Source organism: Streptomyces synnematoformans, from assembly GCF_039531005.1.
GTDB lineage: Bacteria > Actinomycetota > Actinomycetes > Streptomycetales > Streptomycetaceae > Streptomyces > Streptomyces synnematoformans.
On sequence record NZ_BAAAPF010000003.1, the window covers coordinates 23,395 to 49,977 of the forward strand.

Sequence of the window (26,583 nt, forward strand, 5' to 3'; positions counted from 1 at the left end):
CATGGGCTACTACACCCGCGTAGCCGGAGAGATCGCCATCACCCCGCCCCTGACGTGGCGGGAGATCGGCGGGAGTGACTACGACCCGTACCGCCCCGACAAGCCGGACAGCGACGTCAAGCTGCGCACCGAGACCGACACCATCACCACCGACGAGGGACGGCTTGAGCGCGAGTGGGCGCCCGCTCTGGTCCCGGCGTGGGACGACTCGTTCAAGGCGTACGCCCTTCTGGAGCACGTGCAGGCCGCGATCAACGCCTTCCCGGGCCACACCTTCACTGGCCGGTTCGACTGCGAGGGCGAGGACGCAGACGACCTGGGGCGCGTCGTCGTCCGCGACGGCCGCGCCGTGAAGGTCGTCCCGCGGATCGTGTGGCCCGACGAGGACGGTGCGCCGTGACCACCGCCTACACGCTCGTCTTCGACCACCTCGACGGCGACCGGCGCATCCCGCCGCTGCAGGTGGCCGGATCCGGCCCGGCCGATCTCGCGCAGATCGTGCACTGGCACGCCCGCGGCCGCCTCGGCACGCGACGCGTCGACGTGCTGGTCCACCCGAAGACGCTGCACGGCACCGTCCGCAGCCATGGCGTCGTCGTCGGCGCCTTCTCCCTCACGGCCGCCGAGGCGGCGCCCGCTCCCGTGGAGACCACCTCCAATGCTCCCGAGCACCTGCGGCACGGGTGGGTCCTCGACGACGTCGAGCGGATCGCCTGGGGTGTCGCCTCCTCCGATCGCTGGCACCGCGGCATGCCGGTACAGGAGCGGCACGACCACGCCCGCTACGGCGTCCTCTGCCACGTCCTCGCCGCCGACGAGCCGCCGGCTGAGTACGACCTGTTCCGCGCCGGACTCGCCGAGATCAGCCGAGTCGTGCAGTCCGAGCTGCGGTTCAAGGGCCGCGACGACGAGAGCGGATACGGCTTCATACCGCGGGCCGCCGCCTACTGGCACCGGCCGCCTGAGAACACGATGGAGGAACGCGTCGTCGAGCGCCTCGCGCTGCACCAGGCCCTCCCTCTGCTGACCACAGGCCAGCGCCAGGCGCTCATGGCACTCGCCGCATGCGAGGACTACCAGCGGGCCGCCGATGCGCTCAGGGTGACGCAGTCGAGCCTGCACGCCCGCCTGGCCGGGGGCCGCGCACGCTTCGTCGCCGCTTGGTTCGAGCACGAGTCCCCGCCGCCGCGCAGACGCAGAGACCGCCGCATCTACGCCCGCTCCGGCCTGGACAGCCTCGGCCGCAAACGCGTCACCGTCTCCCAGCTGCAGCAGGCGCGCGCCCGCCGGGAAAACGGCGAACTCCTGCGGGAGATCGCCCCAGACCTCGGCATCACCCCGCAGGCCCTCGGCGCCCTGCTCCGCGGCGTGCACAAGCCCGCCCCCGACCCGACCCAGGCAGGTGCGGCATGAGTAACCCGGCCAGCGACAACACCTTCACCCGCCCCCTCGTCCGGAACCTGCGGCAGCACGTCGACGACATCGAAGACACGCTGCCCGGCAAGGGAACGCACTCCACCGCCGCCGCCTGGGTGTACACCACGGTGCTCATCGCCTGGGCCGAGGACCACGGCCTCATCCGCGCCCGGCTGCGTGCCGGCGCCGAGGCGGCCCGCAAGGAGCACCAGCGCGGCGGCGGCACCGTGGCCGACTGGATCCGCCGCGGCCTCGCCGACCTGGCCGCCCACCCGGCCACCGCGTGCCTGGCCGACCCGCGGTTCAACCCGATGCTCGCCGCCACCCCGCCCGACGGCCCGCTCGACGACCTTGTCGCCTGGTGGAGCGCAGACGCCCCGGGCCTGCGCTACGACGTCGACGACGGCCCCGAGTCCATCACCGGCCTGCTGCCCGGTGAGCTGCTGCAGTACATCACCGACGAACGCAAGCGGCACGCCCTGGCGCAGACGCCCTGGTGGCTCGCCGACCTCCTCGTGGACCGCACCCTCATTCCTGCCGCCCGCGAGCACCGCGACGAGACGCTCCTGACGTGCGACCCCACCTGCGGCACCGGCCACATGCTCATCGCTCTGGCCACCGAGCTGTGGGAGCTGTACACCACCGGACGGCTGCCCGACCGGCCCGGCCGCCCTCCCGGCGGCGTCACCGGCTGGACACCGGTGTCTGCCGGGGAGGCGGTGAAGCGGATCCGCGCGGGCGTCGACGGCTGCGAACTCGACCCGCTCACCGCGGCCGTGGCCCGGCTGCGCATGACCGTCTACCTCGGCGAGCTGCTGCGCCGCGGCGGCGCCCTGCCTGGGCCGCTGACGATCGCCCGCATCCCCCGCGGTCTGGTGCCCCGCATCGTCGTCGGCGACAGCCTCCTCGCCCGGAAGGTGTCGGCCTCCGAGTACGCGCAGCTGCGGCCCGAGCAAGCCGCGATCGTCAACCTCGGCATGCCCGACGAGCCTGTGAGCGCGACCGGGCCGGAGCAGCTCGCCCTCCCCACCGGAGGTGCGTCATGACCGGCCTGGAGTCCGGCCTGGAGTGGGGCCTGAAGCCCCTCGCCGCGACGCACACCGGCGTGATCCCCGCCGCGACGAAGGCCGACGCGATCCGCGCGGAGAGGCGCGGGCGCCGCCTCGGCGGCGTCCCCGGCACCGTCGTCTGCCGCCTCAAGGACATCCAGTGGCCCGCCGGCCGCGAGTGGCACGGCGCCGACCGCGCGATGTTCCTGGAGCGCATCGCCCAGGTCACCGCCGAGCGCGACGAGGCACTGGAGGAACTGGCCGTGTGGACGGGGGCCCTGCGATGAGCGCCGCCGCGGACCTCACGATCGTCGTGCACGGTGCCCCGGCGCCGCAGGGCTCGAAGCGGTACGTCGGCGGCCGGATGGTCGAGTCGTCTAAGGCGGTCGTGCCGTGGCGGAACGCTGTGACGATCGCCGCCGCCGAGGCCCGCGGCGAGGAGCCGCTCGACGGGCCGCTGGCCGTGGCGATGACGTTCACGATGGGCCTGCAGCCAGCCAGCCGCCCGACGTGGTGGACACCCGGCGTGCGCTGGTCGAAGACCCTGCGGTGGCGGCCCGCGTCCGCTCCCGACCTGTCCAAGCTCGCCCGCGCCACAGAGGACGCGTTGACGGACGCCGCGGCCTGGCGGGACGACGCCCGCGTCGTGGAGTACCGGCGCCTCGCCAAGCACTACATCGGCGACTCCGCCGTCGACGTGCTGCCCACGGCGGGCGCAGTCATCCACATCTGGCGCATCGGGCCCGACGCCGAGGAGGCGGCCACGCCATGACGAAGATTTCCTGGACCGACGAGACGTGGAACCCGGCGACCGGCTGCGACCGTGTGTCCCCGGGCTGCGACCGGTGCTACGCCATCACCTCCGCCCGCATCCGCGCGGGCAACCCCCACCCGAAGGTCGCCGAGGCGTACGCCGGAACGACCCAGCGCACGGAGGCCGGCCTCGACTGGACCGGCACCGTCAACCTCATCGAGGAGCGGCTGGAGATCCCGCTGCACTGGCGGAAGCCGCGCCGCGTCTTCGTGAACTCCATGAGCGACCTCTTCCACGCCCAGGTCCCCAGCGAGTTCATCGCGAAGGTCTTCGCGGTCATGGCGCTGACCCCGCGGCACACCTACCAGGTCCTCACCAAACGGCACGCCCGCATGAGGTCCCTCCTCAACAACGAAGCCTTCGAGCGGCAGGTCCTGGTCTGGGCCCACCGGCTGAAGGACGACGCCCACGAGCCATCGTGGAACCCCGGGGAGCGGCGGTTCACCACCTGGCCGCTGCCCAACTGCTGGCTCGGCGTCAGCGTGGAGAACCAGCGCTGGGCGGACACCCGCATCCCGGCCCTCCTCGACACCCCTGCCTCGGTCCGCTTCATCTCCGCGGAGCCGCTCCTCGGGCCGGTGGACCTCACCGCGTGGATGCCGCCGATCTCGCCCGTTCCCGCGAGCGGAGCGCCTGAGAGCTGGGCCGACTGGACCTGGCCCGGCTGGGTGCCGGCCGACGTCCGGACGGCGGTTGAGAACTTCTGGAGCGAGGACCAGGGGCGGAGCCCGGCGCACTGGATCCGGAACATGCACGAGCAGGGGGCGCCCGCATTCGGCGCCACACTCAGCATGGACGACGGCTTCGGGCAGAACCCGCCGCAGATCGTCGGCCGGTACGTCCACGCCTGGAACAACATCGGCCGCCTGGTGCTCGACGGCGACGAGGACCGCGAGTTCGCGTACACGTCGTTCAGCCGCGCCGACCGGAGCCGGGCACGAGGAATCGACTGGGTCATCGTCGGCGGCGAGAGCGGGCCCGGCGCCCGGGCGATGCACCCGCAGTGGGCCCGCAACGTGCGCGATCAGTGCGTCGCCGCGGACGTCCCGCTGCACTTCAAGCAGTGGGGCTCGTGGGGCCCGGCGCCGTTCATCGTCCGCGTCTGCGCCCCCGACGTCGGGTGGCAGGGCACCGCCGAGGAACTCGCCGCGGCGAAGGCCGACAGCGAGGCCCGCGGCGCCACGCACGTCCACACCGGCAACTGGTACGAGGAGGACGGCGAACGGCACTACTGGCTTCACGAGATCGGCCACAAGCCGTGGTCCCTGGAGCGCGTCGGCCTCCCCGCGGGGATGGAGCCGATTCGCCGCTGGGGCGTGTACGCCGCCGGCCGCGAACTCGACGGCCAGGTCTGGGACGGCTTCCCGGAGGTGGCCCATGCCTGACCTCCTGGTCCGCGTCGACGGCACCGCGGTGCCGCTGAGCGACTGCGTGTGGGTCATGTTCCGGCCGTGCGGCTGCCCCTGCGGAGTGCTGACGGCCGCGTACGGCGACATCGCCCACGCCACCGAAGCGCAGGCGTGGCACGAGTTCTTCCCCACCAAGCGGGAGCGGGAGAAGTACCAGCGGCAGGGGCTGCGGCTGGAGCTGATGGTCTTCGACCGCTACCGGCGGGAGATCGACCTCGCGGCGAAGTGCCCGCACGGCAAGAGCGCGACGACGCAGCAGACCCTCGACGCCGCCGCTGGCGGCCAGGCGGGAGGCGACCCGTCATGACGGACGAGAAGCACGTCGCCGCCCGGCGCACCGAAGTCGAGACGCTGTGGCGCAGCGGCATGAGCCAGCGCGGTGTCGCGCGCCACCTCGGCGTCAGCAAGGACACCGTGCGCCGCGACCTGGCGCACCTCGGTCTGGGCGGCGCAGGTGGCGCAGACGGCGCGGACGACGATGCGCCGCAGGCCAGGCCCCTCGACCTCGCCGGCGCGCACCCGACGGTCGTCGAGCTGGCGCGCGTGGCGCGCGCCATCCCCGACAGCGTCGCGCGCCACAACCCGTCCGTGCAGCGCGAGCACCTCATCGCTGTCGCGCGCCGGCTCGCCGACCTGATCGCCGCGTGCGGGCCGCCGGACCCGATGAGCGCGCACCTGATCGGCCGCCTCACCGCCCAGCTCGGCGCCCTCGCCACGACGACTTCACAGGGAGAGCCACGATGACCCCCAAAACCACCCCGAGCGCCAATGATGGCTCGACTCCCAATCCAGAACCGCGCTCGGGGTTCAGCCTCCGCCAGCTCGTCGTCGAGATCCTGGAGTCCGGCGAGCACGAGGACTTGGACGCGGCCGCCGCAGAGGCGCTGCGGCGGGTCCGCTCGGCGAAGAAGACCGGGGACGCGCTTGCGCAGGCGATGCGCCCGTACGTCCGCGACGTCAACGCTCAGACCCGCCGCCTGCACCGCGTGCCGCCCACCGACGCCTCCACCGAGACCGCCGGCACCCCGCCGCAGGAGCGGCCCCGCCGGCGGCCGGGGCGTTCGCCGATGGTCGCGCGGATCCGCGATTGGTGGCGCACCCAGCTTGAGGACCTCTACGAGGGAGAGAACGGCCTCAAGAAGCTCGGGGACTTCACCGTCACCGACCTGAAGTACGCCTCCGAGCTGCGCCGCGCCCAGGCCCGGCACAACCTGGCGCGCGCCGAGGTCCTTGAGCGACTGGCCGAGCTGCTTACCGAGCACGGCGTGGCCACCGTCCGCGAGCTGCCCGCCGGCGTCCTCGCCGACATCCTGAGCGGTGAAGCCGCATGACCGCCCCGAAGACACCCCCGACGGCCATGGGCGCAACGACCCCCAGGGCGCAATCGTCGTCGGGGACCAAAAACCACCGGCAGGCCAACGATCAGCCGGCGCCCACGGCATTCTCGCCTGCCGGTACCAACCACCCCGTTGGCCGTACTCCTCGCGGCACCCAATCCAGTGCCGCCAGCGGGGGCCAGACCGCCCACACCGGCCACGGTCGACTTGGCGCCCATGGCCCGGACGCCGGTGTGGGTTTCGACTCCCGGCCGACCATCAGTCGTGAGGGGCCCAGAGGCATCCCGTCGGCCGGGCCCGACTCCCGCAGAGGCCAAAGTCGCCTCGTCGACCAGACAACTGCAGCCTCTGCGGGCTCCACCTCTCCCGACGGCCACGGTTCTGGCGCTGCCCAAGCTGCCACCGCCGTCGGGGAGCCCAACCCGCCAGCACCGGCCAGAAGCAGCACGGGTCCCAAGGAGGACTTGCCGGTGCTGGCGCCAGACTCCCGCGCCGACCACGGAAGGTCCGTTGCCCATTCGCCCGTCGTCGGCGCGGGCCAGACTCCGCCAGCGACCCAGGCCCTCGTGGCACCCAACAGCAGCCCGTCGCTGGCGGACCCCGCTCTCGCCGTGCTCGCCGCGGTCCTCGATGACCTGGAGGACTCGCGGAAGGCGAACGCGAACCGGCTGCGGCAGCTCACCCGCGCCGAGACCGACAGCGACGGCGAACAGCGCGGCTTCGGCCTCACTGAGGACCACCCCGCCGTCGCCGCGGTCGCCGCCCTCGTCGACGAACTCGCCAAGTTGGAGCACCAGGCCGTGCTCGCCCTCCAGCGGGCGATGCGCGCCCACCCCCTCGGGCCGTGGGTGCGCGCGCAGAAGGGCCTTGGAGAGAAGCAGGCCGCGCGGCTCCTCGCGGCGATCCGCGACCCGTACTGGAACGACGCCGAAGACCGTCCCCGGCGTGGCCCCGCGGAGCTGTGGCAGTACGCCGGGCACGGCGACCCGGCCCGCTCCAAGCGCCGCCGCGGCGAGCACGTGCAGTACTCGCCGGCCGCGAAGACGCGCGCCTACCTGATCGCCAAGGCGTGCATGAAGCTGCTGCGCAAGCCGTGCGCCACCGACCCGGACAGCAGCGTCGCCACCCACGTCGAGGGCTGCGTCTGCTCGCCGTACCGGCTCGTGTACGACCGGCGGAAGGCGGCGACCGAAGGCCGCACGCACGCAGCACCGTGCGTGCGCTGCGGACCCTCTGGCAAGCCCGCGGAGGCGGGGTCAGCGTGGTCCGCGGGGCACCGGAACGCCGACGCCTTGCGCGTCACCGCCAAGGCCGTCCTGCGCGACCTGTGGCTGGAAGCACGCCGCATCCACCTTGAGACCACCCAGCCGACCATGCTCGCAACGGCGCCCATATCTGACTCGTCGGCTGGGTCCAGCTTCCCCGACGGCCATACGAGCGCCGGTGCCCATTCATGTTGCGCCGTCGGGGACACCTGCACCTCCGGCAGCGGCGGCCATCCCAGATCCGGTGCCCGACCCCGCGGCGCCGCCGCTGCTGGGGGACAGGACGGGGGCGGCTGATGTCGATGACCTCCACTTCGTTCATCGCCGACGGTCTCCAGCAAAGGGGCTTATTGCACATGGAGTGGTGCAAGCTGTTCGCTCGCTTCCCCGCGGACATCGCGGTGCAGCGAGCGGGGGAGAAGGCCGGCTGGCTGTTCATCCTCGGCATGTGCTACTGCGCCGAGGAGGAGTCGGACGGCTTCATCCCCGAGACTCAGCTACCGCGGTTCGGGCTGCGTGGAACGAAGCAGCGGGTGGCCGCGCTGCTCCGTGAGGACCTGTGGGTGGCCGTCGACGGTGGCTACCAGGTGGCGTCCTGGTCGCGGCTGCAGCGGCCGACCGAGCGCATCGAGCGGAAGCGGGAGCGGGACCGCAGTCGTCAGGCCGCGAAGCGCGCCGCGCAAGATGACGGGAACTCGTCGCGAAACCTGCAGGAAACCGAGCAGCTACCAGGCAGTCAACCGGCAGGTAGCCGCGCAAATTTCAATCAGGGCAATTCGGGCGCGAATCTTCCTGGCCAGCAGGGACGTGATTCTGTCGCGCGCGACTCCGCGGCGATGTCGCCGGAAAGTCGCACGGCAGAAGTAGAGGGAGAGAAAGAAATACCCCCCTCACCCCCCGCCGAGCGGGGGGAGCGGTCGCGCTGCCGCCGCCACAAGGCCCGGCCGAAGTCGTGGTGCTCCGACTGCCAACTGCCCCCGCTCGCCGCTGTCCCGGACAAGTGCGGCGCCTGCAGCCCCTCCCGTCGCCTCGAAGACGACGAGGGCCGCGATCGCGGCCCGTGCCCGAACTGCCATCCCTCGACAGTGAGGTCCGCATGAACACCGAGTTCGCGGCCGCCGACACGGTCGCCGCACGCGCTGCCGCGGCGGGTGAGCGGTGATGGCCCGCCGCGCCGCGCAGGAGTGGAACCGCGGGATGGTCGGCACTTCGGCCGTCCCCCGGGACGTCACGCCGCCGGGGGAGTGCGCCACCGACGGCTGCGGCCGGCCCGTCGGCACCGAGGTGACGCCCACCGGGTGGGTCGTGGCCCAGGTGATCGGCTCCGGCCCCGCCCGCGAGTACTGCTCCGGCTCCTGCTCCTCGTACGGCGTCGCGCTCGCCGAGGTGCGCGCCCTGCGCGACAAGGACGGCGGTGACGACCGGTGAAGACCACCCCGTGCCCCGCCGCTTGCGGCCGCCAGCGCGCCGCCGGCCACTACCTGTGCACGCCCTGCTGGTGGCACCTGCCGATGCCGGCCCGCGGCGCGCTGCGCCGCAAGGACACCTCCGCCATGGCGCGGTTGCAGGAACTGCACACCCAGCTCGCCGGCGGCGTGCCGCTGGCCGACATCAGGATCTCGCCGTGAGCGCCCTGCCGCACCCGGCGTCCGCCGAGCTGCTGCAGCTGGCCGCGGCGACCCGCCCGGACTGGGCGCCGGCCGACGTCAGCGAAGCGCTCGCCGCGGCGCACGCCGCGTCTATGACCTGGCCGCAGGTCCTGGCCGCCATGGGCCGGCTGATGGCGGACCCGGAGGCGCTGCCCGCGGATCTGGTGCAGGCCGCGCCGCAGCCGTGGCGGCCCGGCCTGGGCCCGGCGGACCCCGAGCACGCGGCCCGCGCGGCGGCCACCGCGCGGCAGGGGATCCGCAGGCGGCTCGCCGCACCGCCAACCGAACCCACGACAAGCCCCGACCGAGACGAGAACCCCTGAGAGGGGGATGGCGATGACCGCGATACCCGAGACACCTGAGCAGCCGCCCGTCGCCGACGCCGCTACGCCGCGCGTCACCTGGACCGACCACTCCGGCCGCGTGTGGAGCCTGGACCACGACTTCCTCGACTTCCACGGCGCCGGCTGGGAGTGGACCGGCGTCACCGACCCGGTCACCGGGCCGATCCTGCACAGCACCGACGGCTCCGGCCGCCGTGAGCCGCTGATCGGGCTGCTGGAGTGCGCCGGGCTGTGGCAGCTGCCCGTCGGCATGCCGGGCGACCACGCGCACCTGATGGACCCGCTCGACGAGGCGTTCACGCCCCGCGGGGAGTGGCGGTGATGGCGCCTCGGTCGGTCCGCGACCTGACGATGTCGCGGCGCGTCGGTGAGGAAGTCCAGCGGCTGCGGCTGCAGGCGGGCATGACGCGCTCGGACCTGATGCGCCGCACCCACGAGCTGGGGCGGCTCATCCCGGCGAGCAGCATCCTGGACATCGAGCGCGGCTTCGCGTGGGGCGGCTCCGGCCGGTCGGTGTCGGTCGATGAGCTGTACGTCCTGGCCGCCGCCCTCGACGTGTCCCCGCTGGAGCTGCTGGAGCCCGGCAGGGCGGGAGCAGCCCGGTGACCGGGGACCAGGCGCAGGCGCTGCTGGCGCGGATCGAAGCGGAGCAGTGGCCCGACGGGACGTACGGCGGCCCGCGGCCCCCGCGGCCCCGGCCCGGCGGCCGGGTACGGCTGGCCAAGCCGGTGCCCGAACTCGCCGCCCTCGCCCACGCCGCCGAACTCCGCGAAGCCCTCCGCGGCTTCCGCGTCGGCGACCACCTCAAGCCCACGAACACCTGCCCTGGCGGCCCGGCCGCCGACGACACAGGGGAAGACACATGACGGACCAGAACCACCACCGCGAACTGACGCAGGAAGAGCTGCTCGCCGAGGCCACGACGCGCTTCGGCGACGACCCGCTGGACTGGGCGTTCCGCTGCCCCCACTGCGGCGACGTCGCCACCGGCCGCGACTTCCGCGAGGCGCTGGCGGAACACCCCCGCACCAACCGGCACACCAGCGAGCCGATGATCGCCTCCGACATCGTGGGCCAGGAGTGCATCGGCCGCACCCTCGGCGCCCTCACCCGCGACGGCAAGTACCGGGGCCGCGGCTGCAACTGGGTCGCGTACGGCCTGTTCCCGGGCCCGTGGACGATCAAGCTGCCCGGCGGGCGCACCATGGCCGCCTTCGCCCTCGCGGACGCCGCAGGGGGCAACCGATGACGACGACCGCCCGCTCCCTCACCGAGCACGCCGCCGCGGCCGCTGCGGCGACGGTGCCCGACGAGACGGTGCATGCCGCTCTGCGGCTCCAGGCCGAGGAGGACTTCCTCGGCCACGCCCGCGGCAACGCCGCGTGCACCCTCGGCGACGCCGCCGGACTCCTCGACTGGCGGTACGTGCCCGCCGAGGCGCTGCCCGGCGGCGAGGTGGAGGAGGCCACCGCACTGGTCGACGGCGGCCCGCACAAGCTGCGCTACCGCTACGACCACGACCGTGAGGTCCAGTCGTTCGCGCTGGTCCGCGAATGCACCGCGTGCCGCCATCAGCGCGTCGACGAGGTCCGCGACCTCGCGCACCTCGGGACGCTCCTCGCCGAGGAGACCCGCCCATGAGCGTCCTGGACATCTTCGCCCGCGCCAAGCCGGCCCGGCCCCGCAGCCCGCACACCGAACCGCCGCCGGACCCGGCAGCCGCGCTCGCGCAGACGCAGCAGCAGCTCGCCGACGTCACCCGCCGGCTGCAGCAGGCCACCGGCCACGCCGAGCTGCTGGACCGGCTCCTCAGGTCGCACGAGGAACTCGACCGCGCCCAGGACCGCGCCCAGGCCGCGGCCGCCGGCGGCCCCGGCTTCGCCGGTCGCCACACCGGGCTCCGCCGGCTGATGAACCGCACGGGCGCCGACAGGGCCGACGCCGGGCGGGTGAGCGACGACCTGCCGCCCCTGGGCGACGGCGAGTTCTTCACCGCCGGCCGCCGCTACCGCCACCGGCCCGCGCCCGACACCCCCGACTACGGGTGCATGACGTTCACCGTCGAGCACGTCATGACCCATCCCACCCGCGGTGAGCGGGTCGCGGTCGGCTGGGCGACGCAGCAGGTCAACGCCACCTCTACCTGGCACATCGAACTCGACGGCGGCCACACCGTGTGGTCGCCGCTGCCCGAGGAGGACCACGCATGAGCAGCTACACCGGGCGGGTGCCCGACAGCGAACGGCCGCACCACTGGCGCGACGACGCCGCCTGCCGCGACGAGGACCCCGACCTGTTCTTCCCTGTCGGGAACACCGGCCCGTTCCTCCTGCAGATCGAGGAGGCCAAGGCCGTGTGCCGCCGCTGCCCCGTGAGCGCCGACTGCCTGGCCTACGCGCTGGACACCAATCAGGCGGGCGTCTGGGGCGCCATGAGCGACGACGACAGGCGGCTGCTGAAGCGCCGCCGCGCCCGCCGCGCCGCCATTGCGGCCGCCGCCGCGGTGCAGGAAGAGGCGCCGGAGTGCGGCACCGTCGAGGCGTACGAGCTGCACCGCCGCCGCCACCAGGCCATCGACACGGCGTGCCGGCTGGCGCACCTGGAGGCCGAGGCCGAGCAGGAGGACCGGGAGGTCGCCGCGTCATGAGGCTCATGGACCGCCTATGGCGGGCCCGCGGCCGGCACCGCGCCCGCTACGGCCGCGGCGCGAAGGCCGAACTCGCCGCCGCGAAGGCGCTGCTCGCCGCGCTGGAGGCTGACCGGGACGCCGTCGCCCGCGCCCGCGACCAGCTCGCCTGTGACAACGCCGTCCTCATGCAGGACGCGCTCCGCGCCGCCGTCGAACGCGACTCCGCCCGCACCGGCTGCCTGTTCCTGCTGCTGCTCCTCGTCCGCGCACACAACCAGCTCGGCCGGCAGCAGCGCGCCGCGCTGGCCGCCGCCGCAGCCCGCGGCTGGACGGAGGACGTGCCCGCCCCCATCGACCGTCACGCCACGGAGAAGACCGTCGAGACCCCCGTGGTCGACCTCGGCGACGGGCCGCCGACACCCGTCCGGGGCACGCCGCGGCCGTACGCCGTCCTTCCGCTGCACCAGGCGCCGCCCGCTGCCCGCGGCGTCGCCGCGATCACGGGGGAGGCGTGATGCCGCAGTACTTCCACGGCGGCGTGCCCGGGCTGGCGCCCGGCGACCTGATCACCCCGCACGAGCCGAACTACGTCGACGGGTGTCCCGTCTGCGAGGCCAAGGCGCGCGGCGAGCAGCCCCACGTCCCCGGGCTCGGCAACGTCGACCCGCTCACCGCGCGCCCGGACCGCATCTACATCACCACCGACCGCGAGTACGCCCGCTACTACGCCTCGAAATACCCGCGCGGCGACCTGTACACCGTCGACCCCGAGGGCGACCCGGAGCCGTCCGGCGAGGACCACTTCCCCGCCTGGACCGTCTCCGCGGCCCGCGTCCGGGGCGTCTACGACCGCTACGTGCAGCTCACCCCCGCGCGGCGGCGCGCCCTGCTCCGGCGGTGGACCGCCGCCGACATCGCCGCCTCCTGCACCCACCCCTGACCGAACTGGAGTTCACATTGCCCTGCCCGGACTGCAAGCAGAACCCGTGCGAGTGCCGCTGGCCGGTGGCCGCCGGCACCCCGGTCTGCCCCCGCTGCCACCGGGTCTACCCGTGCATCTGCGGTGGCCCACCCCGCATCCAGCACCCGAAGCGGCATCCGCTCTACGAGACCTGGCGCGCCATGAAGAAGCGGTGCTCGCTGCCCACGCACAAGTACTTCCACTACTACGGCGGCCGTGGCATCGAGGTTTGCCAGCGGTGGCGGGACTCCTTCGAGGCGTTCGTCGCCGACGTAGGACCGCGTCCAACGCCGCAACACACCCTCGACCGAATCAACAACGACGGCAACTACGAGCCCGGCAACGTTGCGTGGCGCACGTGGAAGGAGCAGGCGGCCAACCGGCGCCCGCAACTCCGCGATACGTGTGCTCAGGGTCATCCCAGGACGCCGGACAACGTCCGAATCAACCCCAAGGGGCACCGGGAGTGCCGTGTCTGCGATCGAGAGCAGGCGCGAGCGAAATACGCCCGCAGAAAAGCCCGCGCTGTCGGCGCGGCGCGATGACGCCCCCCACCCCAACCGAACTGGAGTTCACATCCATGGGTATCAACATGCGCAAGGGCGACCAGCCGGTCACCCTCACCAAGACCACCACCATGCGGGCCCGCGTCATGTGGCCGCCGCAGACCGACTACGACCTCGGCGCCGAGGTCGTCTACGCCGACGGCCGCACCGAGTCCATCGCCGCGTTCCCCGCGGAGGGCATCCCGGCCCGGCTGTCCAGCGCCGACGGCGCCGTCCGTCACCTCGGCGACGTCAAGCGCTCCGACGCCGCGATGGCCGAGGAGGTCATCGAGGTCACCCTCAACGACACCATCGCCGCGGTGGTGCCGTGGGCGTACAGCGCCCAGTCCAACGGCGCCGGCTCCTTCCACCGCTACCGGGTGTCCATGGAGGTCGACAACGGCCAGGGCGAGAGTGTGCGCATCGACGCCGTCGCCGCCAGCCGGAACCCCGTCGTCTACACCTGCGTCCCCGGCGTGATCGAGAACACCGCCGACGGCGTCCGCGTCCACGCCCTGGAGCTGTACTCCGGCATGGGATCGGAGAACCGGCCCAAGGCCCAGCTCAGCGGTGGCGGCGGCAAGGGCATCCTCGGGCGGCGCAAGACGCCGACCGCGGGCGCCGTCGAGGTCCGCATGGACCAGGGCCCGAAGAACGTGTTCAAGTGAGCGCCCGTACCGCCGCCGCATCGGCGGCCGCCATCGCAGCCCTCGCCCTCCTGGCCGCCTGCGGCTCCGACCTCCACGGCACCGTCACGGAGAAGGAGTACGAGCCGGCGAAGACGTCGTGGAAGACGGTGCCGGAGACCCGGCAGGAGTGCACGACGTCCACGAAGCGCTCCGGCAAGACCTCCCGCCGGGTCCGCTCCTGCAAGGACATCCAGGTCGGCACGAAGAAGGTCCGGCACACCGCCCCGGCCTGCTGGGAGATCGAACTCGACCACGACCGCGACGTTTGCGTCTCGAAGCAGAAGTTCGAGGCCACGAGCGTCGGCGACGAGTGGTGAGCCCCCGCGCGTGGCCCGGGACGACCGCACCCGCCGGCCCGCCACGCCCCTCGCCCATTACCTGATCCCGGCCCTGGCGCCCGGCCCGCAGACGCAACCCCGCCGCCAGAGCCCAGCACCAGATCGACCCCGCCGCCGAGCCCCCGCGGCCCACCGCAACACCCATGCAAGGAGAGACATGTTCAAGGAAGGAAGCCGGATCTTCGGCTTCACCATCGCCGGCATCGCCGCCGCGGCGCTGCTGTACGTCGTCGGCGTCTTCGCCGTCGGCGGCGCCGCCTGGTTCACCGCCCCGTTCCGCGGCGAAGTCGACGCCCGCGAGCGCACCGAAGGCTCTGGCGCGTTCCGCATCACCTCCTACGAGGAGTTCTTCGACCTGTGCACCGCCGCGCAGGACGCCGAGGACCAGATCGCCGCCCTCACCGAGGAGCTGGACACCCAGCCGCCCGAGGAGCGGGTGACGCGCATCAACACCAGCATCACCGCGGCCCGCGCCGCCCGCGCCGACGCCATCAACGACTACAACTCGCTCGCCGCGCAGGAGCACAAGGCGGCGTTCCACGACGCCGACCTGCCCGCCCGCCTGGACAAGAACGCCGAGGAGACCCTGTGCGCCGCCTGACCACCCTCACCGCCGCGGCCGTCGCCGTGCTCCTGCTGTTCGGCGCCGCCGCGTGCACCGACGACAAGGACGCCCAGGAGCGCGAGGCCGACGCCCGGCAGAAGGGCTACGAGGACCTCGTCGCCCGCCAGCCCGGCAAGACCATGGGCTTCTCCCCGACCAGGGAGACGATCAACTTCTGGATCGAGACCTGGGACAAGCCGAAGAAGCTGTCCTACGTCTACATCCAGAACGCCAACGGCGACTACGGCTACATGGTCCTGGAGGGCCTGCCCACCTCGTACTGCGCCACGCAGAAGCCGTCGTACGAGATCCGCAGCAGGCACGACTCTCCCGTCGTGGTGCCGGCCCCGGCGACCGATGGCGCCTACTACTCCGGCGGCCAGTGCAACGCCTACTACGGCAAGGACGCCACCACCGGCGCCTACCTGGAGTTCACCGTCGGCGCCAACCAGTCGTACTTCCTGTTCGACCGGCCGATGGAGCTGCCGGAGTACCAGGACGCCGCGCCCCTCGGCCCCACCGCGATCGACGACGTGCCCGCGTCCAAGAGGGCCGGCCGGTGACGCGCCGTACCCGCCGTCCCGCACGCGGCCGCCGCTCCGGCGGCTCCTGGCTCGGTGACCTGATCGACGCCCTCTGCGACCTGTTCCGGTCGTAGGCCCCACCGCACCCGCGCGCAGCGGATGACCGTCCCGGCCCGCTGCGCGCGGGGCCACCACCACCCGTACGAAAGGCACCACCCTGTGAGCACCACGCCGCCCGCCAGCAGCCGCACAGGCCCGGACGCCGCGCCCGACTACGACGCGCTCGCCCGCCAGGAGGTCCTGCGCCGCTGGCCGCACCTCGACCCCGAGCACGAGAACGCCAACGGCCACGCCCGGCGCTCCTTCCACGCCCGGGTCAAGACGATCTCCCTCGCCGAGGAGTGCAACGCCCTGCGCCGCGCCGGCGTCACCGGCGCCTACACGGTGATCGCTGAACGGCGCGGCATGAGCCCGCTGGCCGTCCGCATGCGCATCCACGAGGCCCGCACCGAACACGGCTACCCCGTCGTGCCGCCACCGCGCGGCGTGCTCGTGCCGCCGGAGGTGTTCGCCGACCTGGTGACGATCGCCGCGCACGTCAGCACCGGCAAGACGTTCGCATTCGAGGGCCAGGACCGCCCCTACCCCGACGCGCTCGCCCGCCGCACCCTCGGCGCCCTCGACGACGCCGGCCTCCGCAACCACCTCCGCGAGACGGAGCAGCCGTGACCACCCGCCCAGGCATCACCACCGACCAGACACGGGCCTTGACGCTCATCCAGGCAGCCGACTGGCTCCGCGACGCACACGCCCGCGGGATGAGTATGCAAGAGATCGGATCCGCTCTTCGCAACACAGCCGACGAGGCAGATCCGATGGTCGCAAGCCTCGCCCGTGACGGGTTGGGCCTTGACGAGATCGCCACCATGCTCGCCGCCCCGATGCCCCAGCACGAGGCCGCGCCCCTGCCGGCGCACGACAACCTGTACATCTGCCCGCTGGCGCTACAGATCGAATCGCCCACGCACGGCGGCTTCGACACCTGCTGCGACCGGCCGGACCTGCACGTCCCGGTCCCGACCGGGCCGGGAACCGACGCACTGTCGCGTGCCCTCGACGCCTTGAGTGCGCCCACCGGGGACAGCGGCGCAGACGGGGACGACGCCTTCCAGCCCGGCGAGCCGCGCGTACAGGTCGGCTGGTACTGCTGGCGCTGCCGCGGCATGAACACGCAGGCGTGCCGCTCCGACTGCGTGCCCGTGTACGTGCCGCGCGAGTGGGCCACCGAGATGGAAGCGGAGATCGCCCGGCGCGAGAACGGCGACGACGAGGACGACGACCCCCAGCCCGGCGAGTCGCTCGTGCCCCGCGTACTCCTCGACGCCATCGAGGAGCGCGAGGCCGAGGATCGCGACGCTGAGGCGCAGCTCGCCGCGATGCCCGACGGAGCGTGCGCCGGGTCGGTCCCGCTGCGGGCTGAGCTGTCGCCGACGGCGCTGCTGGCCGATGAGGACGCCGGGTCGATCCCCGAGACGGAGGCGCTGCACGGCGGCAGGCGCCTGAACGCCCCCGCGTCGCCCGCCGGCGCGCTGCGCGACCAGATCGCGAAGGCGCTCATCGACTGGGCGGACCGCACGGCGCCGCCCGCCGGATCGACGCGCCTGCCGGACACAGTGCGGACGAACGCCTACTCCCGCGCCGGCGCCGTACTCCCGGTCGTCGAGCAGCACACCGCCCGGCTGCGGGAGGAGTTGCAGCAGGCGCAGGCCGTCCTCGCCCCCGTCCGCAACGCCGCCCCAGACCCCGCACTCCGCACCCGGGTTGCCCACCTCATCGCAACCTTCACCCAAGGCCGCGACGGCTGGACCTCCACCGACCTCGCCGAGCACCTGGCGCCCGCTATCGAAGTCGGCCGTGCCGCGCTCCTCGACCGCGTCGAGAAGTCCCACGCGGAACTCGCCCGCGCGTCCGCCCTCCACGCCGACACCGAGCGCCGGCTGCGCGCCGCCCGCTTCGTCGAGCAGCACTGGCGCGACCGCTTCACCAACCGCACGGCCGGCCGCATCCTCCCGGCCGCCGCCGCCCACGCCCTCGCGCTGGTCCGCGCCGCGCTCGACGGCCAGAGCGACCCCGGCGAACTCGGCCTCGACGACCACGTCCACGACGCCTTCCGTGCCGCCCTCGGCACACCCCAAGGAGCCTGATGAACACCCCCGACACCACCAGCGGCATCACCGGCACGGTCCTCCAGCCCGCCGACGGTCACCGGCTGCTCACCTTCGAGAACCCGCACCTGATCTGCCGCACCTGCGGCGCGCCGGTCCCCGCCTGGCACCAGAGCGCGAAGTGCCGCCCCGGCTGCGACCGCGGCGCCTTCAACCAGCCGTGCGGCCACCTCGGCGTCATCAACACCTGCCCGACCTGGCGCCCGCGCATCGGCTGCACCTGCGAGGAGCAGAACAGCGCCCACGCCGTCCTGGCCGCCATGAGGGCCGCATGAGTACCGAACTCCTGGGGCTCGCCCTGGCCTTCGGCGGCGGCATCCTGATCGGCGTCGGAGTCGTCCGCATGATCACCCGGCCCGGGCGGCTCCAGGACGCCTACCGCCTCATGGCCCTCGGCCTGGCCCTGTCCAGCACGGCCAGCCTGCTCGGCGGGGACACCCCCATGGCCGCCTGCACCGCCGCCCTCTCCGGCCTGCACGTCGTGGCCTACCGCCGCAACGGGGGCCGCTGGCCCCGGCTGCCGCGCCGCCGGCGCCGCGCGGTCCCGGCACCGGACCCCGCCCGCATCCGCCAGCTCGAACGCGAACTCGGCATCGGAGAGCCGCACGGGGAGGACCGGCCGTGATCCTCCTCGAACTCCTCGCGCACCTGCTGCTCGCCGGACGGCACGGGAGGTCCGTCGCCGTCGGCGGCCTGCACTGGCGGTACTGCGGCCACCGCTCCCACCGCCGCGGCCTGCGCTGCTGGCGCTGGCAGGTCTACGACGGCCACTGCCCCCTCCACAACCGCAGCTGCATCCACAGCTGCCCCTGAGCCCGCCCCGCTGCACAACTCTGAGAGGGAGCACGACCTGATGCCGGTCCTGGACGATCTGTTCGACCCCGCGGACCTTGCCGCGGCCATCGATGCCGGGCACGTCACCCGCAAGCAGCACCCGAAGCTGCCGATCTCCATCCTCACGTACACGCCCGCCGTGCAGTACGAGCGTGCCTGGACGCCGGTCACCCGCCGGTGCCGCGGCCTGGTCGTCGACGACGGCACCGGCGAGATCATCGGGTGGCCCTTTGAAAAGTTCTTCAACCTCGACGAAGCCGGCCAGCCGTACGCGCCGCCGCTGCCCGACGAGCCGTTCCAGATCTTCGACAAGATCGACGGCTCCCTGTCGGTCGTCTTCTTCTACGACGGGCAGTGGCGCGCAGCGTCGAAGGGGAGTTTCGCCAGCGAGCAGGCCGTCTGGTCGAAGGCATGGCTCGACGACCACGACGCCGGCGGCCTGAGGCCGGGCGTCACGTACCTCGCCGAGACCCTCTACCCCGAGAACCGGATCGTCGTGGACTACGGCGGCCGCGAGGACCTGGTGCTCCTCGGCGCCTACGACCGCGACGGCGCCGAGTTGCCGCTCCACGAGGCCGCCGTCGGCTGGCGGGGCGTCGGCAGCGTGGTGCGCACCTGGCCGGCCATGCCGCTTCAGAAGCTGCGCGCGGCCATGGCCGTCGGCGAACTGCCCGACGGGCACGCCGTCTCCGGCATGGAGGCCGAGGGCTTCGTGCTCCGCTACGCCTCCGGGCTGCGGGTGAAGTGCAAGCTCGCCGAGTACGTGCGCCTCCACAAGATCCTCACCGGCGTCAACGAACGGGACATCTGGCGTCTCCTCGGGATCAAGCGTCTGGCCGGCTACCCGCCGAAGCAGGTCGCCAAGGCCCTGATGTGCCCGCCCTCCGACGTCACCGCCGCGGCCGGCACCTCCTCGCTGGATGGTCTCCTCGCGCAGGTTCCCGACGAGTTCTACAGCTGGGTCCGCTCCGTGTGCGCCCGCCTCGACGGGCAGACCGCGGCGCTGTGCAGAACTGTCGAGACGACGTACGCCGCTCACGCCCACCTCACCGCCGACCGCCGGGCGTTCGCCGAGGCCGTGCAGAGCACGGTGCCCGATCCGGCGGTGCGCTCCGCGGTGTTCCTGCGCCTCGACGGCCGCCCGTACGAGCTTCCGCTGTGGCGGTCGATCCGCCCCGAGCCGACCGCCCCGTTCCGTACCGACGAGGAGAACTGAGCATGCCCGACATCGTCCACCCCGTCGGCAGCGAGCAGACCGACCGGGCCCCCGCCCCATATGCCGAGGTTGTCGCCGTCCCGTTCCTCCACGGCCACATCCCGTGCGTCGTGGTGGACGGCGAACCCATGGTGATCCTACGGCCCATCGCCGAACTGATCGGGCTGCGATGGCAGGCGCAGCACGCCAAGATTTCCGCAGATCAGACAGCCTGCGTCTCTTTCATCGTGACGCAGGTCCCCGGCGACACTCAGGCACGCAGAGTGATGGCCGTCAGCTTGGAGACGTTCACTGTCTGGCTGGCCACCCTTCAGCCCTCCCGCGTCCGGCCAGAAGCGCAGGAGACCGTGATCGCGTACAAGCGGGAGGCAGGGCGGGCGCTCCGGCGGCACTTCTTCGACCGCGGAGCTGACGCGGGGGCGGTCGACAAGCCGCTGACCGAGATCGAGATGGCGCGGAAGTACGTCGCAGTCCTTGAGCGTGAGCAGGAGCTGAGCAAAGAACTGGAAGCCGCCCGCCCGAAAGCCGAGTACGTCGACTCCTTCGTGCACGGCGACACCGACGCCTCGACGATCCGCGTGCTGGCCAACCAGCTCCGGGTCAGAGAGACGGAGCTGCGACAGCTGCTGGTCGACCGCAAGGCGATCTACCGGCGGCTCCACGGGCGCCGCTGGTCCCGGTCGCAGAACCGGATGGTGCCGGAGTACTCGTGGCACGCCTACGCCACGCACAGGACATGGTTTGTCGAGAGGGACCAGCCGGAGGCACCGCGGCACCACAACGACCAGATGCGCACCACCCTGTATGTCACCCCCATCGGCAAGGTGAAGATCGCTGAGCTGGTCCGGAATCGAGAGGCCGCATGAACGGCCGCATGCTCGTCCTCCTGTCCGGCATCGTCGGCTCCACCGCCTACGGCCTCGCACACGCCGGCTCCGACGTCGACCGCCTCGGCGTCTACGCGGAGCCCACCGAACGCATCCTCGGCCTGCGCCCGCCGGGCGAGTCCCTGGTGACGACGAAGCCCGACGTCACCATGCACGAGGCAGCGAAGTTCTGCCGGCTCACGCTGCGCTGCAACCCGTCGGTCACCGAGACCCTGTGGCTCGACGGCTACGAGGTGTGCACCCCGCTCGGCGAGGAGCTGATCGGCATCCGGTCGGCGTTCCTGTCCGCCGCCCGGGTCCGCAACGCCTACCTCGGCTACGCCACCTCCCAGTTCAAGAAGCTCCGCGACCGCGGCGACGGCACGTTCTCCGCGGACCTGCGGAAACGCACGGAGAAGCACGCCCGGCACCTGGTGCGCCTCATCCAGCAGGGCGAGGAACTCCACGCCACCGGCGCGCTGACGATCCGCCTGGCCGAGCCTGACCGCGTACGGGACATGGGCGCGTGGATCGCCGACCAGCCGGACCGCGCCCTGGTCCTCATCTCCCGCTCCGAGTCCCGCTTCGACAAGCCCGGCGTGCTGCCCGCTGTCCCGGACGAGCCGGCCGTCGAAGCGTGGCTCCAGCGCGTCCGCGCCGCCCACTACACCCCGCCGAAGGGAACCGACTGATGCCGACGATCCACATGATGACCGGGCTGCCCGCCAGCGGGAAAACCACGAAGGCCCGCCAGCTGCTCGCCGCCGCGGCGGGCCGGATGCGGCGCGTCAACATGGACGACCTCCGCGCCATGCTCGACCACGCCGGCCCCGGCACCGCCACCTGGTCCAAGGCGCACGAGGAGACCGTCCGCGACATCCAGGACGCCGCGGTGCGCGCCGCGGTCGACGGCGGCTTCGACGTCGTCGTCGACAACACGCACCTCACCCCGCGGCTTCCCACGCGTATCAAGGAGACCGTCCGCGGCGACGCCGTCTTCGTCGTGCACGACCTCACCCACGTGCCCCCGGAGGAGTGCATCCGCCGCGACGCCCTGCGCGACGCCGCCGTCGGCGAGCAGGTGATCCGCCGCCTGGCCGACTCCCACAAGAAGGCCACCCGCGGCGGCTGGCGGCTCACCGCCGACTGGCTCAACGACCTCCCGGCCGTGAAGCCGTACGAGCCGGACACCACGCTGCGGTCGGCGCTGCTCGTCGACATCGACGGCACCCTCGCGCTCAAGGCCGAGTCCCGCGGCCCGTACGACTTCGAACGCTGCGGCGAGGACACCCTCAACGAGCCGGTGCGCTACACGCTGCGCGCCCACCGCGCGGCGACCGGCGACCGGATCGTGCTGCTGTCCGGCCGCGGCGAGGAGTACCGGCCGCAGACCGAGGCGTGGCTCGCCGAGCACCGGGTGCCGTACGACGAGCTGTGGATGCGCGCGGCCGGCGACCGCCGCCGCGACGACCTGGTGAAGGCCGAGCTGTTCGACGCCCACGTCCGCGACCGCTTCCGGGTGCGCTTCAGCCTCGACGACCGGGATCGCGTGGTCTCCCTCTACCGCCGCATGGGTTTGGCCTGCTGGCAGGTCAACTACGGCCGGTTCTGACCGCCATGGCCGCCGCCCCCGTGCCCCGCGACCACTGGAAGGAGAGAGCCGTGCCCGCCGACAGCGATGCCTGCCGCACCCCCAGCAAGCTGCGGTTCGCCACCCGCGAGGCCGCCGAGAACCGAGCCGCGCGCGGCTTCCTCGCCGTGGGACTCCTCTACCCGTACGGCACCTGCCCGTGCGGCTGGTGGCACCTCACCTCCACCCCGCCGCCGGCCGCCGCCGACGCCGACCCGGAGATCACCCGCCTGGTGGCCGCGCTTGGCCCCAAGGCGTTCGCCGACCTCGTGCACCGCGACATCCGCGGCCGCGCCCACCCCCAGGAAGCGGCGGCGCTGCGCGCAGACGACGTCGTCGACCGCTGGCACGCCGAGCTGCGCCGCGTCCTCGCCGCGCACGACGCCGACTTCGAGCGCCGCCGCGGCGCCGACAGCGAGGCGATCCGCCTGTGGCGCACCCGCGCCACGTGGGCCCGGCAGGCCGCGGCCCGCCGCTACAGCGAGGCGAAGACCCTGCGCCACCGGGCGGCCGTCCGCCGCCGCAACTCCGAAGACCCGGACGTGCGGCTGGAGCAGATCCGCGCCGACCGGGCCTCCATCAAGGACGTACGGGCCCGCGCCGGCGAGATCGCCGTCCACCGCCTCATCGACGCCCACGGCAAACAGTTCGCCGCGTTCCTCGCCGAGGAGTGCGAGCGCCTCGGCATCGAGGTGCCCGACCGCATCCGCCGCCACCTCACCACCGACCACCACACCCAGAACCAGGAGCAGCAGCCGTAATGGCCGACTACACCAGCCGCACCGTCACCACCGTCCGCCGCGAGTACATCGTCCCCGCCCCCAGCCCGCACGGCGCTGCCGCGGCCGAGGTCGACAAGGCGTGGAACGCCGCGCAGCAGGAGTACCGCGAGAAGCACAACGTTCCGGCCGAGACCTCCCTGCACGACAACGCCCTCCAGTTCTTCCCCGCCGACGACGCCATCGTCATCGCCTTCACCGTCGAGGAGACCCAGCAGTGAACAGCCGCACCGTGTACCGCGGGCCCGCGTACGCACCGGCGGTTCTGGGCTGCTTCGCCGCCCTCTACTACACGCTGACGGCTGTCAACGTGGCCGCCGGCGAGTACTGGGTGGCGGCGGTGACGGGCGCGGTCGCCCTGGTCGCGACGCGCATGACCGTCCGCGTCCGCCGCGCCCGGGCCGACGCGATCACCGCATGGGTGTCCGCGCACCCCGGCCGGCCCGCCCGCGGCGTGGCCGCCGGCGTCGGCCTCCCGGCCGGGCAGACCGCGCGGCTCCTGGCCCGCATGCAGCAGCGCGGCGAGATCACCGCCGAGTGGGTCGAGCAGCCGCCCGCGCAGACCTGCACCGTCTACCGCACCACCGGGACCACTCCATGACCGCGGCCATCGTGCGGATCCGCAGGCTGCCCGGTGCCCGGAACGCAGGCGCGTGGATGTGGTTCTGCCGCATCGACCGGTGCAGGGCCAGCGTCTACCTGCTCGCCTCCCAGACCGAGGCCCTCCACGCAGCAACCCGCCACCTCGTTGTGGCCTTCCACCACCACCACCTGGCCGGCGTCGACCTCCCGCGCATCGGCGCCTCAGAGCCGACCGCACGGTGCTCCTGCGGTTTCCAGGCGAGCACGGGCAGCGCCGGCGGCGCCGCCGGTGCCGTCCTCGACCACATCGAAGCCCTGAGGCGGCAACTGCCGCCCCCCGACCGCGACGAGGAGCACGCCCATGCCTGACGACGCCACCGTCCAGCAGGCCGCCGACGCCGCCCAGGTCGAGCGCTGGCACCGCCGCGAACAGCTCCTCGTGCAGCTTTCCCGCGCCTGCCGCCGCATGGAAGCCGGCGACGCCGAGCTGCTGCGAGCGCTGATCAACGCCGAACTCGCCGACGCCGACCGGGCCTACGCCCGGTCCGCCGGCCTCGACCGCCTCGCCCAGGTCCTGCGCGACGGCCAGCAGTGGCGCGACGGCCGGCTCGTCAGCGAGCACCGGCTCGGCCCGGACGAGATCCGCGCCGCCCTCGGCTGGGGACCGCCCACACCGCCCGTCGAAGACCCCGACCAGACCCCGGAGCTGGACTGTGAATGACCCCGCCACGCCCCCGCACACCGGCCGGCCCGCCGGACGGGACACGTTCGTCGCCGTCGACGGCCGCGACACCCTCGCCTTCGTCATCGTCCGGCCCGGCAGCACCGACGGCTCCGTCGCCGTCGAATCCTCCGCCCGCGGCCTGTCCAAGACCAACGCCGCGCACATCCTCCGGCAGGTCGCCGACATGTGGGACAAGGAGGCCGGCCGTGACTGAGCCCACGCGGGCGACCATCCCGCTCCACGTCGTCGCCGTCGAGGTCGACGGCGGCCAGCTCGACTGCTGCGACGACGACCCCGTGCACGTCTGGGTCAGCGTCACCGCTTGGAGCGGGCGCCGCGCCGTCCTCGTCCAGGGCACCCAGTTCGCGACCGCCGCGGGCTGCCCGCCCGCGGACCTGCCCGGGAAGTTCTTCCTCGCCGAACTCGACCTGCAGAACCCGCCACCGTTCGAGGCCGAGCCGGGCGAGCGGATCGACTTCCCGGGCCTGCGGCCGGCCCCGGACCCGCCCGCCGAGTGGCTGGGAACACGGCCGCGGCAGACGGAGGGCGGGCCGGCGGGCGCGGCGCCCGAACTGCGCGCCGCAGCGCGCCGGCTCCGGAGCGGAATGCTGATCGTCCGCGCGGACCTCGACGTGCTGCTCGCCGCGTGGCTGGAGTCGGTGGCGGAGCGGCACTTCGCCGATGACGTCACGGTCACGTACCCGGAGCACCGCGAGTACCAGGTGTGCCGGTGCAGCGGGGTCCACGACGCCGACGAGGTGCCTTGGCCGTGCCCAGACGTGGAGCACGCCCTCGCGGTGGCGCGGGCGATCGGAGGCGGTGCTCCGTGAGCGTCTCGCTGTGCAAGCACGCCTTCCCGATCCAGCCGCCCGACGGGAGCCTCGGCGTCCCGGGCCCGTGCGCCGGCTGCGGCATCACCTACGAGGAGCGGCAGCGTCAGCTGGAGGCGGACGCTGCGCGGATACGGCTGCGCACCGCCCGGGAAGGCGCTTGCGAGTTCTGCGGCAGGATCCGCATGCTGTTCCGCTTCCAGCGCGCGGCCCGGCCGTGGGACGAGAAGGAGCCGCCGGTACGTCGGCTGTGCACGCCGTGCTGGGGCGCCGCGGACATCACGGCGGAGGTCACGGGCTTCGGGGACTTCCACGACGTCTTCGACAACGGCACCGACGAGCAGCTGGAGAACTTCGTGTTCGGCGGTGGCCGGTGACGCGCCCGCTGCTGTTCCTCGACGTCGACGGCCCGCTCAACCCGTTCGCGGCGAAGGCATCGCGCCGCCCCGAGGGCTACACCACCCACCGCATGCGGCCCCGCGGCTGGGACCACCCCCGCGCGAAGCCGCTGCGGGTGTGGCTCAACCCCGGCCACGGCGCGCAGCTCCTCGCACTGCCGTACGACCTAGTGTGGGCCACCACGTGGGCCGACGAGGCGAACACGTGGATCGCCCCGAACGTCGGCCTGCCGGACCTGCCGCATGTCGACTGGAGTTGCGACGACTACAGCCGGGACGACGGCACCTACTTCAAGACCCACGACCTCGTGGACTACGCCGCGGGCCGCCCGTTCGTGTGGGTCGACGACGAGACCGGCCCGGCGGACCGCGAGTACGTCGCCGCCCACCACGGCGCCCCGGCACTGCTCCACCACGTCGACCCGCGCAAGGGCCTCCTCCCGGGCGACTTCGAGGCGCTCGCCGCGTGGGCCGCCCAGCTCCCCGGCCGGGCAGGGGAGGAGGCCGCCGGTGGATGAGTCCCGCTGCCCGTGCGGCCGCCGCCTCACCGACCCCGTGTCGGTGGCCGCGGGCATCGGCCCGGTCTGCCGCCGCAAGCTCACGCCGACCACCGGGGCACCCAGCCGACCGGCGCCGCCCCGTACGGCGCCCGGCGCGGGCCAGCTGCCCCTCGACCTCGACGAGGACACCGCCGCCGACGTCCAGCCGGCCGCGCCGGCACCGCCGCCCCGCCGTACCCGCCCCCGCCGCGCGCGGGACCGGCGCCGGCCGCGGCTGCTGCGCTGCGAGCAGTGCGGCCGCGTCGGCAGCCGCGGCTTCCGGGTCATCCCGCCGACCGTCCACACCCCGGAGATCACCGTGTGCGCCGCCGAGAACGCCTGCCGCCGCCGGCGGCCACGATCCGGCCCCCAGGAGCCCCGCTGATG

Annotated in this window: 46 protein-coding genes and 1 pseudogene; all 47 read left to right on the forward strand. The window is 73.3% G+C overall.

From position 1 onward, the window contains the following. Position 1 precedes the first annotated feature (1 nt). Positions 2-400 carry a DUF6205 family protein gene (locus ABD317_RS01495; RefSeq protein ID WP_344286978.1) on the forward strand — a complete coding sequence of 133 codons (399 nt, stop codon included), beginning with the start codon at positions 2-4 and terminating at the stop codon, positions 398-400. Further along, entirely contained in the window at positions 397-1,413 is a 1,017-nt protein-coding gene (locus tag ABD317_RS01500; RefSeq protein ID WP_344286980.1) for a hypothetical protein, read from the forward strand. The genes ABD317_RS01495 and ABD317_RS01500 overlap by 4 nt, the downstream gene beginning before the upstream one ends. Next, positions 1,410-2,462, forward strand: coding sequence for a hypothetical protein (locus tag ABD317_RS01505; protein ID WP_344286982.1), 1,053 nt, complete (start codon positions 1,410-1,412; stop codon positions 2,460-2,462). Before ABD317_RS01500 ends, ABD317_RS01505 begins: the two co-directional genes overlap by 4 nt. Beyond that, the gene (locus ABD317_RS01510; protein ID WP_344286984.1) at positions 2,459-2,752 is read left to right on the forward strand and encodes a hypothetical protein; all 294 of its coding nucleotides are present in this window, start codon (positions 2,459-2,461) and stop codon (positions 2,750-2,752) included. The genes ABD317_RS01505 and ABD317_RS01510 overlap by 4 nt, the downstream gene beginning before the upstream one ends. Then, positions 2,731-3,237 carry a RusA family crossover junction endodeoxyribonuclease gene (locus ABD317_RS01515; protein WP_344286986.1) on the forward strand — a complete coding sequence of 169 codons (507 nt, stop codon included), beginning with the start codon at positions 2,731-2,733 and terminating at the stop codon, positions 3,235-3,237. Before ABD317_RS01510 ends, ABD317_RS01515 begins: the two co-directional genes overlap by 22 nt. After that, positions 3,234-4,664, forward strand: a complete 1,431-nt coding sequence (locus ABD317_RS01520; RefSeq protein WP_344286988.1) for a DUF5131 family protein — start codon at positions 3,234-3,236, stop codon at positions 4,662-4,664. Before ABD317_RS01515 ends, ABD317_RS01520 begins: the two co-directional genes overlap by 4 nt. Continuing rightward, positions 4,657-4,995 (forward strand): hypothetical protein, encoded by a 339-nt coding sequence (locus tag ABD317_RS01525; protein ID WP_344286990.1) that lies wholly within the window; start codon positions 4,657-4,659, stop codon positions 4,993-4,995. The genes ABD317_RS01520 and ABD317_RS01525 overlap by 8 nt, the downstream gene beginning before the upstream one ends. Further along, positions 4,992-5,432, forward strand: a complete 441-nt coding sequence (locus ABD317_RS01530) for a helix-turn-helix domain-containing protein (protein ID WP_344286992.1) — start codon at positions 4,992-4,994, stop codon at positions 5,430-5,432. Before ABD317_RS01525 ends, ABD317_RS01530 begins: the two co-directional genes overlap by 4 nt. Then, complete coding sequence (locus tag ABD317_RS01535; protein ID WP_344286994.1) at positions 5,429-6,019, forward strand: hypothetical protein; 591 nt, start codon at positions 5,429-5,431, stop codon at positions 6,017-6,019. Before ABD317_RS01530 ends, ABD317_RS01535 begins: the two co-directional genes overlap by 4 nt. Before the next feature lie 572 nt (positions 6,020-6,591). Continuing rightward, positions 6,592-7,587, forward strand: coding sequence for a TIGR-Tas system RNA-guided endonuclease (gene tas / locus ABD317_RS01540; RefSeq protein ID WP_344286996.1), 996 nt, complete (start codon positions 6,592-6,594; stop codon positions 7,585-7,587). Then, positions 7,587-8,390 (forward strand): hypothetical protein, encoded by an 804-nt coding sequence (locus ABD317_RS01545; RefSeq protein ID WP_344286998.1) that lies wholly within the window; start codon positions 7,587-7,589, stop codon positions 8,388-8,390. Before tas ends, ABD317_RS01545 begins: the two co-directional genes overlap by 1 nt. A gap of 61 nt (positions 8,391-8,451) precedes the next feature. Beyond that, entirely contained in the window at positions 8,452-8,718 is a 267-nt protein-coding gene (locus ABD317_RS01550) for a hypothetical protein (RefSeq protein WP_344287000.1), read from the forward strand. Beyond that, a complete protein-coding gene (locus ABD317_RS01555; protein ID WP_344287002.1) occupies positions 8,715-8,918 on the forward strand; it encodes a hypothetical protein in 204 nt (67 codons plus the stop codon). The genes ABD317_RS01550 and ABD317_RS01555 overlap by 4 nt, the downstream gene beginning before the upstream one ends. Then, the gene (locus ABD317_RS01560) at positions 8,915-9,262 is read left to right on the forward strand and encodes a hypothetical protein (protein ID WP_344287004.1); all 348 of its coding nucleotides are present in this window, start codon (positions 8,915-8,917) and stop codon (positions 9,260-9,262) included. The genes ABD317_RS01555 and ABD317_RS01560 overlap by 4 nt, the downstream gene beginning before the upstream one ends. 13 nt (positions 9,263-9,275) lie before the next feature. Then, positions 9,276-9,605: a hypothetical protein gene (locus ABD317_RS01565; protein WP_344287006.1), complete on the forward strand. Its 330-nt coding sequence runs from the start codon at positions 9,276-9,278 to the stop codon at positions 9,603-9,605. Then, the gene (locus ABD317_RS01570; RefSeq protein WP_344287008.1) at positions 9,605-9,889 is read left to right on the forward strand and encodes a helix-turn-helix domain-containing protein; all 285 of its coding nucleotides are present in this window, start codon (positions 9,605-9,607) and stop codon (positions 9,887-9,889) included. Before ABD317_RS01565 ends, ABD317_RS01570 begins: the two co-directional genes overlap by 1 nt. Further along, a complete protein-coding gene (locus tag ABD317_RS01575) occupies positions 9,886-10,149 on the forward strand; it encodes a hypothetical protein (RefSeq protein ID WP_344287010.1) in 264 nt (87 codons plus the stop codon). The genes ABD317_RS01570 and ABD317_RS01575 overlap by 4 nt, the downstream gene beginning before the upstream one ends. Beyond that, on the forward strand, positions 10,146-10,532 hold the full coding sequence (locus ABD317_RS01580) for a VVA0879 family protein (RefSeq protein WP_344287012.1): 387 nt from the start codon (positions 10,146-10,148) through the stop codon (positions 10,530-10,532). Before ABD317_RS01575 ends, ABD317_RS01580 begins: the two co-directional genes overlap by 4 nt. Then, a complete protein-coding gene (locus ABD317_RS01585; protein WP_344287014.1) occupies positions 10,529-10,924 on the forward strand; it encodes a hypothetical protein in 396 nt (131 codons plus the stop codon). The genes ABD317_RS01580 and ABD317_RS01585 overlap by 4 nt, the downstream gene beginning before the upstream one ends. Further along, the gene (locus ABD317_RS01590; RefSeq protein ID WP_344287016.1) at positions 10,921-11,493 is read left to right on the forward strand and encodes a hypothetical protein; all 573 of its coding nucleotides are present in this window, start codon (positions 10,921-10,923) and stop codon (positions 11,491-11,493) included. Before ABD317_RS01585 ends, ABD317_RS01590 begins: the two co-directional genes overlap by 4 nt. After that, positions 11,490-11,783, forward strand: a pseudogene (locus tag ABD317_RS01595) (WhiB family transcriptional regulator); the annotation flags it as partial. The gene ABD317_RS01590 and the pseudogene ABD317_RS01595, both read left to right, overlap by 4 nt. A gap of 143 nt (positions 11,784-11,926) precedes the next feature. Beyond that, positions 11,927-12,427, forward strand: coding sequence for a hypothetical protein (locus ABD317_RS01600; protein ID WP_344287018.1), 501 nt, complete (start codon positions 11,927-11,929; stop codon positions 12,425-12,427). After that, on the forward strand, positions 12,427-12,852 hold the full coding sequence (locus ABD317_RS01605) for a hypothetical protein (RefSeq protein ID WP_344287020.1): 426 nt from the start codon (positions 12,427-12,429) through the stop codon (positions 12,850-12,852). Before ABD317_RS01600 ends, ABD317_RS01605 begins: the two co-directional genes overlap by 1 nt. 182 nt (positions 12,853-13,034) lie before the next feature. Further along, positions 13,035-13,418: a hypothetical protein gene (locus ABD317_RS01610; protein ID WP_344287022.1), complete on the forward strand. Its 384-nt coding sequence runs from the start codon at positions 13,035-13,037 to the stop codon at positions 13,416-13,418. A gap of 35 nt (positions 13,419-13,453) precedes the next feature. Continuing rightward, positions 13,454-14,086, forward strand: coding sequence for a TerD family protein (locus ABD317_RS01615; protein ID WP_344287024.1), 633 nt, complete (start codon positions 13,454-13,456; stop codon positions 14,084-14,086). Next, entirely contained in the window at positions 14,083-14,424 is a 342-nt protein-coding gene (locus tag ABD317_RS01620) for a hypothetical protein (RefSeq protein ID WP_344287026.1), read from the forward strand. The genes ABD317_RS01615 and ABD317_RS01620 overlap by 4 nt, the downstream gene beginning before the upstream one ends. A 178-nt stretch (positions 14,425-14,602) precedes the next feature. Beyond that, positions 14,603-15,046: a hypothetical protein gene (locus ABD317_RS01625; protein ID WP_344287028.1), complete on the forward strand. Its 444-nt coding sequence runs from the start codon at positions 14,603-14,605 to the stop codon at positions 15,044-15,046. Next, entirely contained in the window at positions 15,034-15,612 is a 579-nt protein-coding gene (locus tag ABD317_RS01630; protein ID WP_344287029.1) for a hypothetical protein, read from the forward strand. Before ABD317_RS01625 ends, ABD317_RS01630 begins: the two co-directional genes overlap by 13 nt. Positions 15,613-15,792: 180 nt before the next feature. Beyond that, positions 15,793-16,302 carry a hypothetical protein gene (locus ABD317_RS01635; RefSeq protein ID WP_344287030.1) on the forward strand — a complete coding sequence of 170 codons (510 nt, stop codon included), beginning with the start codon at positions 15,793-15,795 and terminating at the stop codon, positions 16,300-16,302. Beyond that, a complete protein-coding gene (locus ABD317_RS01640; RefSeq protein WP_344287032.1) occupies positions 16,299-17,777 on the forward strand; it encodes a hypothetical protein in 1,479 nt (492 codons plus the stop codon). Before ABD317_RS01635 ends, ABD317_RS01640 begins: the two co-directional genes overlap by 4 nt. After that, positions 17,777-18,073, forward strand: coding sequence for a hypothetical protein (locus ABD317_RS01645; protein ID WP_344287034.1), 297 nt, complete (start codon positions 17,777-17,779; stop codon positions 18,071-18,073). Before ABD317_RS01640 ends, ABD317_RS01645 begins: the two co-directional genes overlap by 1 nt. Beyond that, entirely contained in the window at positions 18,070-18,423 is a 354-nt protein-coding gene (locus tag ABD317_RS01650) for a hypothetical protein (protein ID WP_344287036.1), read from the forward strand. Before ABD317_RS01645 ends, ABD317_RS01650 begins: the two co-directional genes overlap by 4 nt. Further along, positions 18,420-18,611 carry a hypothetical protein gene (locus ABD317_RS01655; protein ID WP_344287038.1) on the forward strand — a complete coding sequence of 64 codons (192 nt, stop codon included), beginning with the start codon at positions 18,420-18,422 and terminating at the stop codon, positions 18,609-18,611. Before ABD317_RS01650 ends, ABD317_RS01655 begins: the two co-directional genes overlap by 4 nt. A 40-nt stretch (positions 18,612-18,651) precedes the next feature. After that, on the forward strand, positions 18,652-19,848 hold the full coding sequence (locus ABD317_RS01660) for an RNA ligase (protein ID WP_344287040.1): 1,197 nt from the start codon (positions 18,652-18,654) through the stop codon (positions 19,846-19,848). A 2-nt stretch (positions 19,849-19,850) separates the two neighbouring features. Further along, positions 19,851-20,714, forward strand: a complete 864-nt coding sequence (locus tag ABD317_RS01665; RefSeq protein WP_344287042.1) for a phage antirepressor N-terminal domain-containing protein — start codon at positions 19,851-19,853, stop codon at positions 20,712-20,714. Beyond that, positions 20,711-21,406: a nucleotidyltransferase domain-containing protein gene (locus ABD317_RS01670; protein WP_344287044.1), complete on the forward strand. Its 696-nt coding sequence runs from the start codon at positions 20,711-20,713 to the stop codon at positions 21,404-21,406. The genes ABD317_RS01665 and ABD317_RS01670 overlap by 4 nt, the downstream gene beginning before the upstream one ends. Next, a complete protein-coding gene (locus tag ABD317_RS01675) occupies positions 21,406-22,326 on the forward strand; it encodes a phosphatase domain-containing protein (RefSeq protein ID WP_344287046.1) in 921 nt (306 codons plus the stop codon). The genes ABD317_RS01670 and ABD317_RS01675 overlap by 1 nt, the downstream gene beginning before the upstream one ends. Before the next feature lie 50 nt (positions 22,327-22,376). Beyond that, entirely contained in the window at positions 22,377-23,105 is a 729-nt protein-coding gene (locus ABD317_RS01680; RefSeq protein WP_344287048.1) for a hypothetical protein, read from the forward strand. Further along, positions 23,105-23,344: a hypothetical protein gene (locus ABD317_RS01685; RefSeq protein WP_344287050.1), complete on the forward strand. Its 240-nt coding sequence runs from the start codon at positions 23,105-23,107 to the stop codon at positions 23,342-23,344. The genes ABD317_RS01680 and ABD317_RS01685 overlap by 1 nt, the downstream gene beginning before the upstream one ends. Next, the gene (locus ABD317_RS01690; RefSeq protein WP_344287052.1) at positions 23,341-23,724 is read left to right on the forward strand and encodes a hypothetical protein; all 384 of its coding nucleotides are present in this window, start codon (positions 23,341-23,343) and stop codon (positions 23,722-23,724) included. The genes ABD317_RS01685 and ABD317_RS01690 overlap by 4 nt, the downstream gene beginning before the upstream one ends. After that, the gene (locus ABD317_RS01695) at positions 23,721-24,074 is read left to right on the forward strand and encodes a hypothetical protein (protein ID WP_344287054.1); all 354 of its coding nucleotides are present in this window, start codon (positions 23,721-23,723) and stop codon (positions 24,072-24,074) included. Before ABD317_RS01690 ends, ABD317_RS01695 begins: the two co-directional genes overlap by 4 nt. Further along, on the forward strand, positions 24,067-24,426 hold the full coding sequence (locus ABD317_RS01700; RefSeq protein WP_344287056.1) for a hypothetical protein: 360 nt from the start codon (positions 24,067-24,069) through the stop codon (positions 24,424-24,426). Before ABD317_RS01695 ends, ABD317_RS01700 begins: the two co-directional genes overlap by 8 nt. Then, positions 24,419-24,643 (forward strand): hypothetical protein, encoded by a 225-nt coding sequence (locus ABD317_RS01705; protein ID WP_344287058.1) that lies wholly within the window; start codon positions 24,419-24,421, stop codon positions 24,641-24,643. Before ABD317_RS01700 ends, ABD317_RS01705 begins: the two co-directional genes overlap by 8 nt. Continuing rightward, positions 24,636-25,259: a hypothetical protein gene (locus ABD317_RS01710; protein WP_344287060.1), complete on the forward strand. Its 624-nt coding sequence runs from the start codon at positions 24,636-24,638 to the stop codon at positions 25,257-25,259. The genes ABD317_RS01705 and ABD317_RS01710 overlap by 8 nt, the downstream gene beginning before the upstream one ends. Beyond that, the gene (locus ABD317_RS01715) at positions 25,256-25,636 is read left to right on the forward strand and encodes a hypothetical protein (protein ID WP_344287062.1); all 381 of its coding nucleotides are present in this window, start codon (positions 25,256-25,258) and stop codon (positions 25,634-25,636) included. Before ABD317_RS01710 ends, ABD317_RS01715 begins: the two co-directional genes overlap by 4 nt. Then, complete coding sequence (locus ABD317_RS01720; protein ID WP_344287064.1) at positions 25,633-26,175, forward strand: HAD domain-containing protein; 543 nt, start codon at positions 25,633-25,635, stop codon at positions 26,173-26,175. Before ABD317_RS01715 ends, ABD317_RS01720 begins: the two co-directional genes overlap by 4 nt. Further along, positions 26,168-26,581: a DUF6011 domain-containing protein gene (locus ABD317_RS01725; protein WP_344287066.1), complete on the forward strand. Its 414-nt coding sequence runs from the start codon at positions 26,168-26,170 to the stop codon at positions 26,579-26,581. Before ABD317_RS01720 ends, ABD317_RS01725 begins: the two co-directional genes overlap by 8 nt. The last annotated feature ends 2 nt before the right edge of the window (positions 26,582-26,583 follow it).